Source organism: Nostoc sp. DedSLP03, assembly GCF_034530815.1.
Lineage (GTDB): Bacteria > Cyanobacteriota > Cyanobacteriia > Cyanobacteriales > Nostocaceae > Nostoc.
In genome coordinates, this window is record NZ_JAVRCK010000062.1 from 39,499 (window position 1) to 51,574 (window position 12,076).

A 12,076-nucleotide genomic window follows, 5' to 3' on the forward strand; every position below is an offset into this window, starting at 1 on the left:
GTATGAATGGAGACTAATGCAAAAATGACAACATAGCGTTATGACTTCTTTTGTTACTCTTAAAATTGCTGCGATCGCTAGCGATAAAAGTTATTTACACACACACTGAAGTATCAACAAAATTAAAATAGCGAATGGAGTTATGCTCCATTCGCCAAAGGCTATGCTTAAGCCGCTTTGCAAAGGTTTGTTTTTTATGTAGCCACAAGCTTTGAGTTAGTTAAATCTATTAAATGTTTGCTAAATGTTTGCTTGCTGCCGTTGATATAGTGACCAATACAAACCCCTTTGTTGCAACAATTGTGAGTGAGTACCACGTTCGGCAATTACGCCTTGCTCCAATACCAAAATCAAGTCGGCACGTTTAAGGGGTGCAAAGCGGTGAGCAATCAGAAACACGGTACGGTTGGCGGAAATTTTTTGCAGGTTTTGCAGCACTTGTTGTTCTGTTTCACTATCCAAGGCGCTAGTAGCTTCATCCAAAACTAAAATTGGCGCTTGAGAAAGAAATAGCCTTGCAAGAGCAATGCGTTGTCTCTGTCCACCAGATAAAGCTGTACCGCGTTCGCCAACATTGGTTTCATAACCGTAGGGTAATTGACTAATGAAGTCGTGGGCTACGGCTAATCTTGCCGCTTCTACTACTTGCTCTGCGGTAATGTCAGGACTACCGAGAGTGATATTTTCCAAAATAGAACCGTTAAATAAAAAGTCTTCTTGGAGAACTACACTAACTTGTTGCCTTAGTGAGGCTAAATCGGCACTTTTTATATCAAAACCATCAATCAGGATGCGTCCTGATTCAATTTGATAGAGGCGTTGCAATAATTTAGACAGGGTACTTTTCCCAGAACCGCTACGTCCGACAATGCCAACAAACTGCCCTGGTTCGGCACTGAAAGAGATTCCCCGCAGAATTGCGTCAAAGTTCGGGCGGTAGCGGAAAAATACTTGCTCGAAGGTGATTTGTCCTTTCAGGGGTGGCAAAACTAAGCCAGTTCCCAGTTCAGCTTCGGGGGAAACGTTGAGAATATCACCAATGCGATCTACAGAAAGTAACACTTGTTGAAGGTTTTGCCACAACTGTACTAAGCGCAAAAGCGGGCCTGTAACTCTACCAGACAGCATTTGAAATGCAACAAGCTGTCCAATTGTAAGTTTTTGTTCGATGACTAACTTGGCTCCATACCAGAGAATCAGCATCGTGGAAAAATTCGTGAGAAAATCACCAATGTTGCTGCTGATATTGGAGGTAGTAGAAGCTTTAAAGCCAGTGCGAATGAAGCGGGCAAATAAGCCTTCCCAGCGATCGCGGGCTACTGGTTCGGCTGCATGGGCTTTAACGGAGTGAATCCCCGTCACTGTCTCTACTAGAAACGATTGACTATCGGCACTCCGGTTAAAAGTTTCGTTGAGCCAGTTACGCAGAATTGGTGTTGCAACTATCGTCAATGTGGCAAATAGCGGCAGTACTGCTAAGGCCACAAAGGTAAGTGGAATATTATAGTAAAACATCAATGCCAGGTAGACCACAGCAAAGATGCTATCTAGAATTACAGTTAATGCTGTACCTGTGAGAAACTGACGAATTTGTTCGAGTTCCTGGACTCTTGCTACTGTGTCTCCGACGCGGCGCGACTCAAAATAAGCTAATGGCAGACGCATCAGATGGCGAAATAGCTGCGCTGATAAACTCAAATCCAAACGGCGAGCTGTATGGGTAAAGATGAATAGGCGCAGAATGCCAAGTACGGATTCAAATATGGCTACGCATAAAAGTGCGATCGCCATGACATCGAGAGTTGGCAAACTCCCCTGCACCATCACTTTATCAATGACGACTTGGGTAATTAGCGGTGTTGTTAATCCCAAAAGCTGCAAGGTAAAAGATGCTAACAATACTTCTGTGAGCAATCCTTTATACTTCCAAACTGCTGGAGTAAACCAACTGAGGTTAAATTTTTCTTGCTGGGATATGAGTTCTACTTGCCACAATCGTCCATCCCAAGACGCCTCAACTATAGATTGCGGCAAGCTTTCACAAGTTCGTTCGGGATTTAGAGGGTTAGCGATGATTAAGCGATCGCCTTTAACTCCATAAGCCACCACCCAGGATGGACTCTGGGGTGAGTCAGAATTCCACAGCAATAAAGCTGGAAATGACAACTGTCGCAACTCACTCCAACTCACTTGTAAGCGCCGCAACACTAACCCTAACTTTTCTGCTGCTTCCACAACCTGTTTTGGGCCTTGTCCTCTGAGTTGACGCTGTACCCATTCCAGTTGCACAGAATTTTCTAACTGTTGCGCCACCATTGTTAAACAGGCAGCAGCGGTATTCCAACTGGCAACAAACGGATAAATTGCAGCTATTAAATTGGCGGCTGGGAGTCCTTTTTGGGGTTGGAGGCTGTGGGGGCTGGAAGTCCCGTCTGAGGCTGAAGTTACCGAAGGAGTGCTAGAGAAGGAAAATGTCTCCCTTTGTCCTTCCATCTCTACTGGTAACGCTTGCCAAAATTCTTGAATTTGTGGGTGAGAAAATTCTGCCCACAACGCAGTTTCCCAACAAACTACTACCACTTCTTTACTAGCAGCTACAGCTTTAAAATCCGCAGATAGCTTTTGGAAGTCGCCAAACCAATCCCCTGCATCTAGGGCGGCTATTGGTTTGCCAATCCCTTCTTCTCGCAAGCGGACTTTCCCAGCCACAATTAAAAATTGATAGCCACCGACATCGTTTGACCAGATTTTTTCTCCAAGACGATACTGGCGGGTTTGGCACTCATTTTCCAATCGGGATTGTTGTTCGGGAGTCAGCCAGGATAGCGGTGGCTGATTCCAAGGCAAAGAAGCTAGCACTTTTAATCGTAAAGATTCATTATCCAGAGTTTTTAACTCACTTGTAACTTGACTGTCAGTTTTTGAATTTTCTCTGCTAGCCATTTTTCAAACAACTCATTTTGTAGTGCTTGCTGTAGTTGAGTATCTTCTAAAGACGCTGGTAGAAATTGTTCTACTCGAAACAAACCATAAGGCCCTTCTCCTTGGGGAGAGTCTTTGCCAACGATTTCTATTGGTCCGATCAATTGTCCAGGACTGGCCACATCAATAGCTGCCCGTAATATATCCGGCATACTACCTCGGCTGACGATTCCCATCATGCCATTCACAATTCGGTCATCTGAAAGGGAATACTCTTTAGCTAGTTGCTCAAAACTACCTCCTTCTTCAATTTGGGTTTGGAGTTCGTCTGCTAATTCTCGATTATCAACAACAATCCGGGAAAGTACCACCCGATCCAAGAAAATTTTGCGCTCAATAAAATATTCTGGAAGTTTTGTTTGTGTCACTACAGCTTTCAGCTTTTCTAACTTGTAACCAAAAGCAACCGATGTGTGAAAAGTAGCGTAATCCGTGTTATTTGTCTTTAACCATTCTTGAAAACTTTGGGGGTCAGTGAGTTGATTTTTTAGTCTAAAGTCAATAATTGACTGTTCAGTGATTGCGGTACTAATTTCAATATCATCTCGTGTTCGAATTTCTTCCTCAATTACGTACTGCCGGAGAATATCCCCAATGAACTGTCCCAATTTTCCAGAAGCTTGCAGGTACTTTACTGCTTGCTCTATAGAAATTGTTTGGTCATTAATTGTCAAAAATGATAAAGATTCCATGAACTAATTATGTGAAAATTGTTAAACAATTATAGGACTTTTATTTAAATTAAATCATATAGAAATCATCTAGTCATTAATAGATAAAAATGATAAAGATTCCATGAAATAATTACATCTAAATGGTCAAAAAATTATATAACTAGTAAATAAAATAATTTGCCACGATCACTTTTACAGTCTAGTGGGGACAAAATCAGGATTGAAAATATTAGTGGTGGCGCAGTAGTAAGGCAAATTAGTTATTTATTTTCTACTAATGCTCTTCAAGAGTGCTGAGTGGGGAATCTGGAACTGATAACGGGCTAAATGCCCCGCTATCAATTAACGGAATTGTTTTGCTCAATGCCCCACTTAAACGAGTAATGGTAATTGTTTATTCTCGCTAGTCTAGTTAATGAAAGTTATCCATGTCCAAGCAAGTAGTACAGATGCGATCGCACCGATTAATGTATTAAAAATATTTACTACTTCATTGGTCAGCCAGGTATACTTAGATTGCAGTGTTGCGCCAATTACACTTTCTAGGTTGGTGGCAATAAATGCTGCTAGCACACACCAAGCGACTCCCAATAAATCGATTAAGCCAACTCCCCAACCCACAAGTGCGATCGCTACAGAAGCCACAATCCCAGCTAAAGTTCCCTCCAAGCTTACCGCTCCTTCTGTGCCGCGAGGTACTGGTTGGAGTGTGGTAATCAAAAAGGTGCTTTTACCATAAGCTTTACCAACTTCACTAGCAGTGGTATCGGCCAGCTTTGTACTGAAACTCGCTACATAGGCTAGTAATAATAGGGACTGGAGACTTGTACTGAGCGAAGCCGAAGTATTGGGGATTAGGGATTGGGAACTAGGTATAAGTAATCCCGAATTTATTATTCCTACTCCCAAAGCACACAGCGCCCCAGTCAAAGCCGAACCCCAGACATTTTCTGGGCCTCTTGCCCCAGAACGCTTTTCAGCAATTCCTTCTGCTTCCTTCTGCGCCATCCCGATGCGGGTAACGCCAGAACCAACCAAAAAATAGAACATTACTACTGCATATCCTTGCCAGCCTAATGTTACCCAAATTAAGATGGCCAAAAACCAGGCGTGGAATAATCCAGCAGGGGTAAGTAGCTTTTTAGGAGCAATCCAAGCTAAACCCAATAAAATTGTGTTTAATACTACTGCTACTAACCAGGGATTTACAGAATCTATTGAGGATGACATCAGCAATTAATCATGAGTAATTTTGTCTGAATATCAACAGAATAACGAATTTGTGATGCTTAGTACTTTATTTTTGCAGCCTCTCTAGGTAAAGTAATATGTTTGTATTATTAACTAACTTGCGTAGACATAGCTCTGAAAGCTGAGTGTCAAACCATCAATGGTGTCATTAGATATACACTGCAATGATTAAAAAAATGCAAAACTTCTTTTGAGTTAGGTAGACTCTTCTCCGTAGCCGCAGAGTATAGTAGCTGAAGTATTACTCAGTCCCCAATATTAGTAATAAGGATAAAGAATATAAGTTAATATCAATAAAAACTGTGTTCAAATTAACCACAATCAAAACTTAATAGCATAAATTATAGATGGCAGAAATTACTAGTCTTTCTCACATAAGTTATGAGCCAAACTTTATTCCATCTAGCTTTCCCTGTAACTGACATTGCCCAAACAAAAGCATATTATGTAGATGGTTTGGGCTGCATTCCTGGTCGTGAAAACCACCATGCCCTGATACTCAATCTCTACGGTCATCAATTAGTGGCTCATGTCACAAAAGAACCTTTGGCACCGCAACAAACTATCTATCCCAGACATTTTGGGCTAATTTTTACCCAAGAACGTGACTGGCAAGACTTACTACAAAGGGCACAACAACAACAGCTACTTTTTCGTGAAGAAACCAAAAATCGTTTTGTCGGTTCTCCTCTTGAGCATCGCACTTTCTTTTTAGAAGATCCCTTTTATAATCTCATGGAGTTCAAGTATTATCGTCATCCAGAGGCGATTTTTGGGAGTTACGAACATACGCAAATTGGGGATAGGATTTAAGAAATTTGTAATTCGTAATTCGTAATTCGTAATTCGTAATTAAAGATGAATAAATCAAACGTAGCAAGCATTCTAGCTACTGACTGGATTTTTTATTCAGCAAGGGTAACTGAATAGGCTTTGCTAAAGCTGCTGTGACTACTCTTAAACTCCTGGGATCTGTCAGCATCCAAGGGTGTAGAGTAACTGGTACTATTACTTGGCTCCCTACGGGCATTTGTGAACTATTTGCTGGGACAATCATTAAATCATAAGGTGTCCAGATAGATGTAAAATCTAGCTGCCCCAACATTACAGCATCAGAATTTAAATCTTTGAGAAAAATGCTGTCGGGGCGCATTTGTAGGCAACCAGGACGGCGAGAACCATAAGCAACCACAGTTCCATGATGGGGCGAAGAGATGGTAAGAAACCGCTGCACGCGGTTAATTCCTCCTAATCGCTGAACATAGTAACGGCTGACAATTCCTCCCATACTGAAGCCTACTAAATCTAGGCGTTGTTCTGGTGCAAAGGTCGCTGTAACATAATCTGCTACCTGTTTTGCCAATTGATCAAGACCCACATCACCATTATTAGGAACTAGATTCAGAGAATGTACAGACCAACCCTGTAGTCTTAATTGAGCCGCCATTTTATAGAAAACTGCTTCTGTGTCGTCAATGCCGTGTATTAACAAAACGGGATTGCGTTGTTGATTTTCAATGTTCATTTACAAAATCTAACTAAGATTCAGGGGTGTATTTCACTTTTGTAGACACATACTGCTCTACAAACTGAAGCTATTGTTTTTCGGATTCTTTAAAAGCTGGACTTACGCAAAAATAGCCAAAAAGCTTAATATATCAAACCGCCAAGACGCCTTCTCTACGAGAGGCTTCCGCCAACGCGTTGGCTTTAGTGTCTCTGAAAGAGAAGCGTTTCGTTGGCGCAGCCTCTTATAGAGAAGAGAAGAACGCCAAGAGTTCGTAGAGTTTGCCTAAGTTCTAAAAAGTTATTGTTGCAAACAAAACTAAAATGCTTTCAAAGAAAACTTGTATAAAGTTTTACAAATTAATTCATTCGTTTGCCAATAGGCTATGACACTCCTTCGACTGGGTAGAGCAAACTGCTTATTTAACTTCAATTGGGTATTTATCAAACAAAGAAATGTTAATTATTGTAAAGCTTGCTTTCAGAATCTTGCTCTTAGCTACAGTAAAATTTAATAATTAGTTCTCGGTGTGTGCAGGTTGCAAATGCTTGCAATAGAACATTTGCCCTGTGGTTTTACTACAATGTTAATTAAGCACAAACCTATAAGGGTTGTCACCAGAGCGGTGTGACGACAAGTAGATAATGTAACATTTTGTCGTAATTTTTAACAATTACGGTCTAGTTGCAAATATAAAAGGTAAAAGGCAGGAGTAATTGTAATGGATTTTATCAAAAAGTTAATTTCGGGTATTCAGGGTTTCCTTGGGGGTATTCTGGGTTTCTTTACCGGATTATTACCGGGGAAGAAGAAAAGCAACGGCTACTTCTTAGAATTGGACGAAGCCAAAGATGCTGCCAAAGATGCTGCTAAAGAGGTAGCATCAAGCGCAAAGAAAGTAGCAGAGACAGTTACATCGACAGTTGCATCAAATGCGAAGAAAGTAGCAGAGACGATTACATCAGACACACCAACTCCATCCAAGCCAGATTCATTGAACGGAACAAAAACCGCTGCTACTAAGGCTAAGACTAAGGAAAAATCAGCTAAAAATCCCAAACCAGCCGATGTTCAACTAGTCCAGACTGCTGAGGGTCTTAAAGTTGAACCGGGCAACAAGGAAAAAGCCGCAGCAGCCAAAGTACTTAAAGAGCAGCCAACTGAAACAACCTTTGCACCAAAATATCTGGCTCCTTCGGCTACTAGCTCTAATGGTCGTCGTCGTCCAGGAGCGAATATGACTGCTTATCTAGACATGGCACGTCAGATTAAAACACCTAAATAATTCGTAGAGACCGTAAATTTACGGTCTCTATAGATTAAGTGTGAAGATGCAAGGTTAAGATAACTTTGCCAGTTGTAGATGAGGAAACTCTCCAAAGTAAGAGCGATCGCTTAATTTTCTCCACTACAAGTGGATCTTTTAGGGTAGAGGTTTGCTCATCCAAAACTACCCGTTCTACCCGACCTTTGTTGACGGTGAACTCAAAGACGATTTCACCACTGAAGCCTGAAGGAAAGTTTAGTTGCTGAAGGTGTCGGGTTAGATTAGCAATTTCTGTATTATCCAAGCCAGTGATGCTGATGACCTCTAACTGATGGTTGATGGCTGCGTCTAATATTTCATCTTGTTCCATCTCCTCGAAATCAAAGCTCAAAGACTTCTCAACTTCTTTGGCTGCTGGAGATTGTGGCGATCGCTTTTGCCGAAGAAAATCTGGAGCTGGTGCTGATAAGGTTAAGAATTCCATTTGACCCGCAAAACCACCAGCCGGGGCATTGCCAAACACTCCTTCGTAACTAACTGCTTCCGGCATTTCCACTGGCACTTGCATAGACAAGTATTCGCTTCCTGGTTCAACCCGCACGTCATCGCTGACAGCTACAAAAGCGGTGTATTGAGAAAGCAGTTGATAAGTTAAGGCTGTTTCTGTAACTGCTTCTACACTAGCTTTAGTTTCAAAACTCACCATTTGATTCATCAAATCTTTGATGCGAGCGCGTCCCCACAACTGCGCCACAGCAAGATTTCCTGTTTCCTCAAATATGAGGTTAAACGTTTTTTCATAGTGCTTACCGCCCGCAGCAATGCCGGAGATTTGTAGATTACCTCCAACTCTATCTTGTTTGCGACCAAACAAAACTAATGGTTGTTCGCAAAATAAATCAGGCGCTACCTTTGGGTAAATCACAGGCGATTCTGTGTCACCTTGCCAAAAGATTTGAATATTCGTAAGTACAGGATTGTTAATTTGCCTGTAGAACTTTTCGGCTACTTCTTCTGTGGGTTCATCATGACGAATGATTTGGGATATTCCCCGGCCAATTTCGGCAATGCGATTTAGTAAAAAACGGTTAACTGAACTACCAACACCAAAACTATAAAGGCGATTTGCTGGTTGGAGATGCTGTTGTACTTCTGCTAAAATCTCATTTTCGTTACCGATATAGCCATCTGTTAGAAGTACGACGCTGCGTAATCTTCCGGCTGGTGTGGGGAAATTGATAGCTGTACGAATGCCACTGAGCATTTCTGTACTGCCATCAGCTTGTAAATTGTTAATGTAAGCGATCGCTTTGGCACGATTTTCTGGTGTATTCGGCAGAGGTGTTGGCGATAACTGTCTGACTCTATCGGAAAAATCAATAATTGTGAAAGTATCGTTGGGATTTAACCCATTGATAAATCGCCGCATTAATTCTTGACACTTCCATAACGGATCGCCAGATTGGGAACCGGAAGTATCCACCAAAAATACGACATCTTTGGGAACAATCTCATCAGTAGAATATTCCAAAGCTGGAATCAAATATATGGCAAAATGTCCGCCGCGATCGTCGGCTTGGATTAGTACTGTAGATTGAGTTTCTTGACCAGAAACTTGATAGCGGAGAATTAAATCTTTGTTAGGAATTGTATCTTCTCCGGCTAATTTAATCCGCACAATTTGACCTGAGTGTTCAATTTTTAATTGATGGGAAGGAGAACATACTTCAGAAATTGGTAAACCTGCATCAATTTCTACTGTGACATTAATATTGTGACGCGATCGCATTCCTTCTGGGACTACAGGCGGTGTAATGCGGGAAGCATCAGGGACTTGGTCTGTATCACCGCTACCATCTATCGGCGTTCCCGGAATATATCTTGGCCCCACCACCATCGGGAAAACAAATTCGTAGTTTCCCGCCTCAAATTTTAAACTTTCGGTATAACGAATTGTGACATCAATTTGTTCGCCAGGTTTGATGTTAGCTAGAGATTGGGTAAAAATGTTGTCTCGTTCCTGTTCTAGTAGTCCGGCGGTGCGTCCTTCTTGTTTGGCTTTTTCATAGATTTGTTGTGCTTCTTCACGTTTTTTAATATTACCTTTGATGATGCGATCGCCTATTTTGATTTCCATATCATCCACCGCCGCCTCATCAGGTAACGGAAAGATATAGACTGCTTCTAAAGGCTGCGTGAAGGTATTTTCAAAGCTTTGAATGACATCAACTCGTGACAAGTTACCTGCAATTTTTGCTAGAACCTCTGTATGCTTGAGTGGAAAAACTAGTTGTTCTCCTTGAGGCGATTGAACATACAAACCCCCTAGATGTTGGTTTTTAGCACTTACTATATTCATAGAACACTCCTATTTGATTTGTGAACTTACTTTTTAAAGTAGGCAATAAGTAACTTAATTACGAATTACGAATTACGAATTACGAATTATTTAACAAACACCAGTCCACTATACAAATGAAAAGCTGAATCCCAATTAGTCTGTTCTCGACGAAACAGATCGATGTGAGACTTGATATGACTCAATATTTCTGTTTGATCTAATGTTGTATCTGCAAAAGACGTGAAATCTGACCAGATTTTGACTTGAGGTAGTTGCTGGTCAATCCAACTTGATAAACTATTCCAATTAATTCTGATTGTATTTTGGCTAGCTTGAGAAATGATTTCTAAACCTTGCTGGAATTCATAGCCGTTATCATAAAGTCGGAGAATGGAACGCCTACCAGGTATGTGTAAATCACAAAACTGAGCATAGTCTTGTGTTTGGGTTTTCCATTCCAGTTTACGGCGGGCATCAACATCTATAACTTGTTCAAAAATGGGCAAAAGTCCTACTACTCTTGCTGTGACTTCTGACCAGTCAAAGGTGAGAGAGCCAAGTTGATTGACTTCGTTTCGGCAAACAACAGTAGCTTGTGGGGTAGATGCTTGGAAATGTTTGACTTGATAAACTTGAATTTGCTGAATTTGTGCTATTGTTGCCCAAAAGCAAGGAATACCAGCCTGCTGTAGCTGTTTGCCATAAAATTTTAGTTCTCCTACTTGGCCAGTGCGGTACAATCTCCAGCCACGACTTGGGAGTATCAGCCGTGCAGTGTAGGGATCTAGCTGCATAATCTGAGCAAATTTTCGAGATGCTTCTGTTTTCATCTCGGTGCTGAGTGGCTCTAAGACTAATACGCCAAGTTCGGTGTTATTTGGTTCAGATTTTGCTTGGGAAATAGCTCTTTGTCTTTCTTCTAGCTCCATTTCTTGTAGCCGTCGCAAACCTTGGCGTGCGAGCGTTACTATTTTCGCGTTCCTTGTATCTCGCAGCAATTGCCGATAAATTTGTTCTGCATCTTGGCGCTTTTGGGATACTTCATATAGCCGACCGAGATAATATTGTACCCAAGGATTTTCGGGTGATTCTTTTTGCAGCTGTTTGAGTAATTTAGCTGCTGTTTGATAGTCTTTATGCTCAAAGGCGATCGCAACTTGCTCAATCATCACTTACTTTAAATACACGTTAGAGTGATGTCTCGCGCAAAAGTAATTTTGCGTGAGCTATAAATCATTTATACTTCACAAGTTGCGGTAATCAAGGATAATGCTACTACTGGGGCTGTAACTGCTCTCAGGATGCGGCGACCAAGGGAAACAGGTTGAAATCCAACTGACTTCGCATTTTCAATTTCTTGTGTTGTCCATCCTCCCTCTGGGCCAGTAGCAATGACAATTGTTTTTTGTCCTTTGTCATTTGTCATTTGTCCTTTGTGGTGTAAGCAATCTTTTAAATGGGGAAACTCACCACGCGCCACACAGATATATTGCTGACTATTTGCCAATGACAAATGACTAATGACTAATGACAAACTTGTATTAAAAGCAACAGGCTCTAAAATTGTCGGCACGAATGAACGCTCTGATTGTTCGGCGGCTTCGGCTGCGATGCGCCGCCAACGTTCGAGCTTTTGAGGACTAGGATGAAGTAAAGTGCGATCGCTCAATACTGGTGCAATACAAGTTACTCCTAACTCTGTACAACACCGCACTACTTCATCAAATCCATTGCCTTTGGGCAATGCCACCATCAGCGTAATCGATACAGGTAATTCTGTTTCTACCAAAAGCGCTTCTAAAACCTGTGCTTGTTCTCCTGCTAACTGCGCTAACCACCATTTTCCTCTACCATCCATTGCAATAAAGCGATCGCCTTCACGCAAGCGCAACACGCGCCCCAAATAATGTTGCTGTTCTTTGGTAAGCAAAATTTGCCCTTGTTGGAATTGGGAGGGTGCGATCGCAATTCTTTGCAGTTGAGACATTTTTCTTAATAAATTAGGTGATTTCTAGGAAAGAATTTACCAATGGAGGTAAAATGTACCCTTGATG

At 41.5% G+C, this 12,076-nt stretch carries 9 protein-coding genes; 2 read left to right on the forward strand and 7 right to left on the reverse strand.

The window, feature by feature from the left end:
* Positions 1-240: 240 nt before the first annotated feature.
* The 3 genes from RM368_RS25505 to RM368_RS25515 all read right to left on the reverse strand — a co-directional run bounded on the left by RM368_RS25505 (position 241) and on the right by RM368_RS25515 (position 4,886).
* Positions 241-2,943, reverse strand: a complete 2,703-nt coding sequence (locus tag RM368_RS25505) for a type I secretion system permease/ATPase (protein WP_322696618.1) — start codon at positions 2,941-2,943, stop codon at positions 241-243.
* Positions 2,892-3,674, reverse strand: coding sequence for a peptidylprolyl isomerase (locus RM368_RS25510; protein ID WP_322696619.1), 783 nt, complete (start codon positions 3,672-3,674; stop codon positions 2,892-2,894). Before RM368_RS25510 ends, RM368_RS25505 begins: the two co-directional genes overlap by 52 nt.
* A 390-nt stretch (positions 3,675-4,064) precedes the next feature.
* On the reverse strand, positions 4,065-4,886 hold the full coding sequence (locus RM368_RS25515; protein WP_322696620.1) for a TIGR00297 family protein: 822 nt from the start codon (positions 4,884-4,886) through the stop codon (positions 4,065-4,067).
* A 402-nt stretch (positions 4,887-5,288) separates the two neighbouring features.
* On the opposite strand from RM368_RS25515, the gene RM368_RS25520 reads away from it, so the two are divergent.
* Positions 5,289-5,720 carry a VOC family protein gene (locus tag RM368_RS25520; protein ID WP_322696621.1) on the forward strand — a complete coding sequence of 144 codons (432 nt, stop codon included), beginning with the start codon at positions 5,289-5,291 and terminating at the stop codon, positions 5,718-5,720.
* Positions 5,721-5,796: 76 nt separating this feature from the next.
* Here the strand turns inward: RM368_RS25520 and RM368_RS25525 are convergent, their stop codons facing one another.
* Positions 5,797-6,432, reverse strand: a complete 636-nt coding sequence (locus tag RM368_RS25525) for a triacylglycerol lipase (protein WP_322696622.1) — start codon at positions 6,430-6,432, stop codon at positions 5,797-5,799.
* Positions 6,433-7,135: 703 nt separating this feature from the next.
* Here RM368_RS25525 and RM368_RS25530 point away from each other — a divergent pair.
* The gene (locus RM368_RS25530) at positions 7,136-7,699 is read left to right on the forward strand and encodes a hypothetical protein (protein ID WP_322696623.1); all 564 of its coding nucleotides are present in this window, start codon (positions 7,136-7,138) and stop codon (positions 7,697-7,699) included.
* 34 nt (positions 7,700-7,733) lie between these two features.
* Here RM368_RS25530 and RM368_RS25535 read toward each other — a convergent pair whose 3' ends face one another.
* From RM368_RS25535 to RM368_RS25545, 3 genes are all read right to left on the reverse strand, one after another.
* Complete coding sequence (locus tag RM368_RS25535; RefSeq protein WP_322696624.1) at positions 7,734-10,040, reverse strand: VIT domain-containing protein; 2,307 nt, start codon at positions 10,038-10,040, stop codon at positions 7,734-7,736.
* A gap of 86 nt (positions 10,041-10,126) precedes the next feature.
* The gene (locus RM368_RS25540; RefSeq protein ID WP_322696625.1) at positions 10,127-11,191 is read right to left on the reverse strand and encodes a tetratricopeptide repeat protein; all 1,065 of its coding nucleotides are present in this window, start codon (positions 11,189-11,191) and stop codon (positions 10,127-10,129) included.
* Between the two features lie 68 nt (positions 11,192-11,259).
* On the reverse strand, positions 11,260-12,009 hold the full coding sequence (locus RM368_RS25545) for a 16S rRNA (uracil(1498)-N(3))-methyltransferase (protein ID WP_322696626.1): 750 nt from the start codon (positions 12,007-12,009) through the stop codon (positions 11,260-11,262).
* Between the last annotated feature and the right edge of the window lie 67 nt (positions 12,010-12,076).

Excerpts from the sequence above, each read along its gene's own strand:
- RM368_RS25505 (WP_322696618.1), bottom strand. The coding sequence starts at position 2,943 with ATGGCTAGCAGAGAAAATTCAAAAACTGACAGTCAAGTTACAAGTGAG.
- RM368_RS25510 (WP_322696619.1), bottom strand. The coding sequence starts at position 3,674 with ATGGAATCTTTATCATTTTTGACAATTAATGACCAAACAATTTCTATA.
- RM368_RS25515 (WP_322696620.1), bottom strand. The coding sequence starts at position 4,886 with ATGTCATCCTCAATAGATTCTGTAAATCCCTGGTTAGTAGCAGTAGTA.
- RM368_RS25520 (WP_322696621.1), top strand. The coding sequence starts at position 5,289 with ATGAGCCAAACTTTATTCCATCTAGCTTTCCCTGTAACTGACATTGCC.
- RM368_RS25525 (WP_322696622.1), bottom strand. The coding sequence starts at position 6,432 with ATGAACATTGAAAATCAACAACGCAATCCCGTTTTGTTAATACACGGC.
- RM368_RS25530 (WP_322696623.1), top strand. The coding sequence starts at position 7,136 with ATGGATTTTATCAAAAAGTTAATTTCGGGTATTCAGGGTTTCCTTGGG.
- RM368_RS25535 (WP_322696624.1), bottom strand. The coding sequence starts at position 10,040 with ATGAATATAGTAAGTGCTAAAAACCAACATCTAGGGGGTTTGTATGTT.
- RM368_RS25540 (WP_322696625.1), bottom strand. The coding sequence starts at position 11,191 with ATGATTGAGCAAGTTGCGATCGCCTTTGAGCATAAAGACTATCAAACA.
- RM368_RS25545 (WP_322696626.1), bottom strand. The coding sequence starts at position 12,009 with ATGTCTCAACTGCAAAGAATTGCGATCGCACCCTCCCAATTCCAACAA.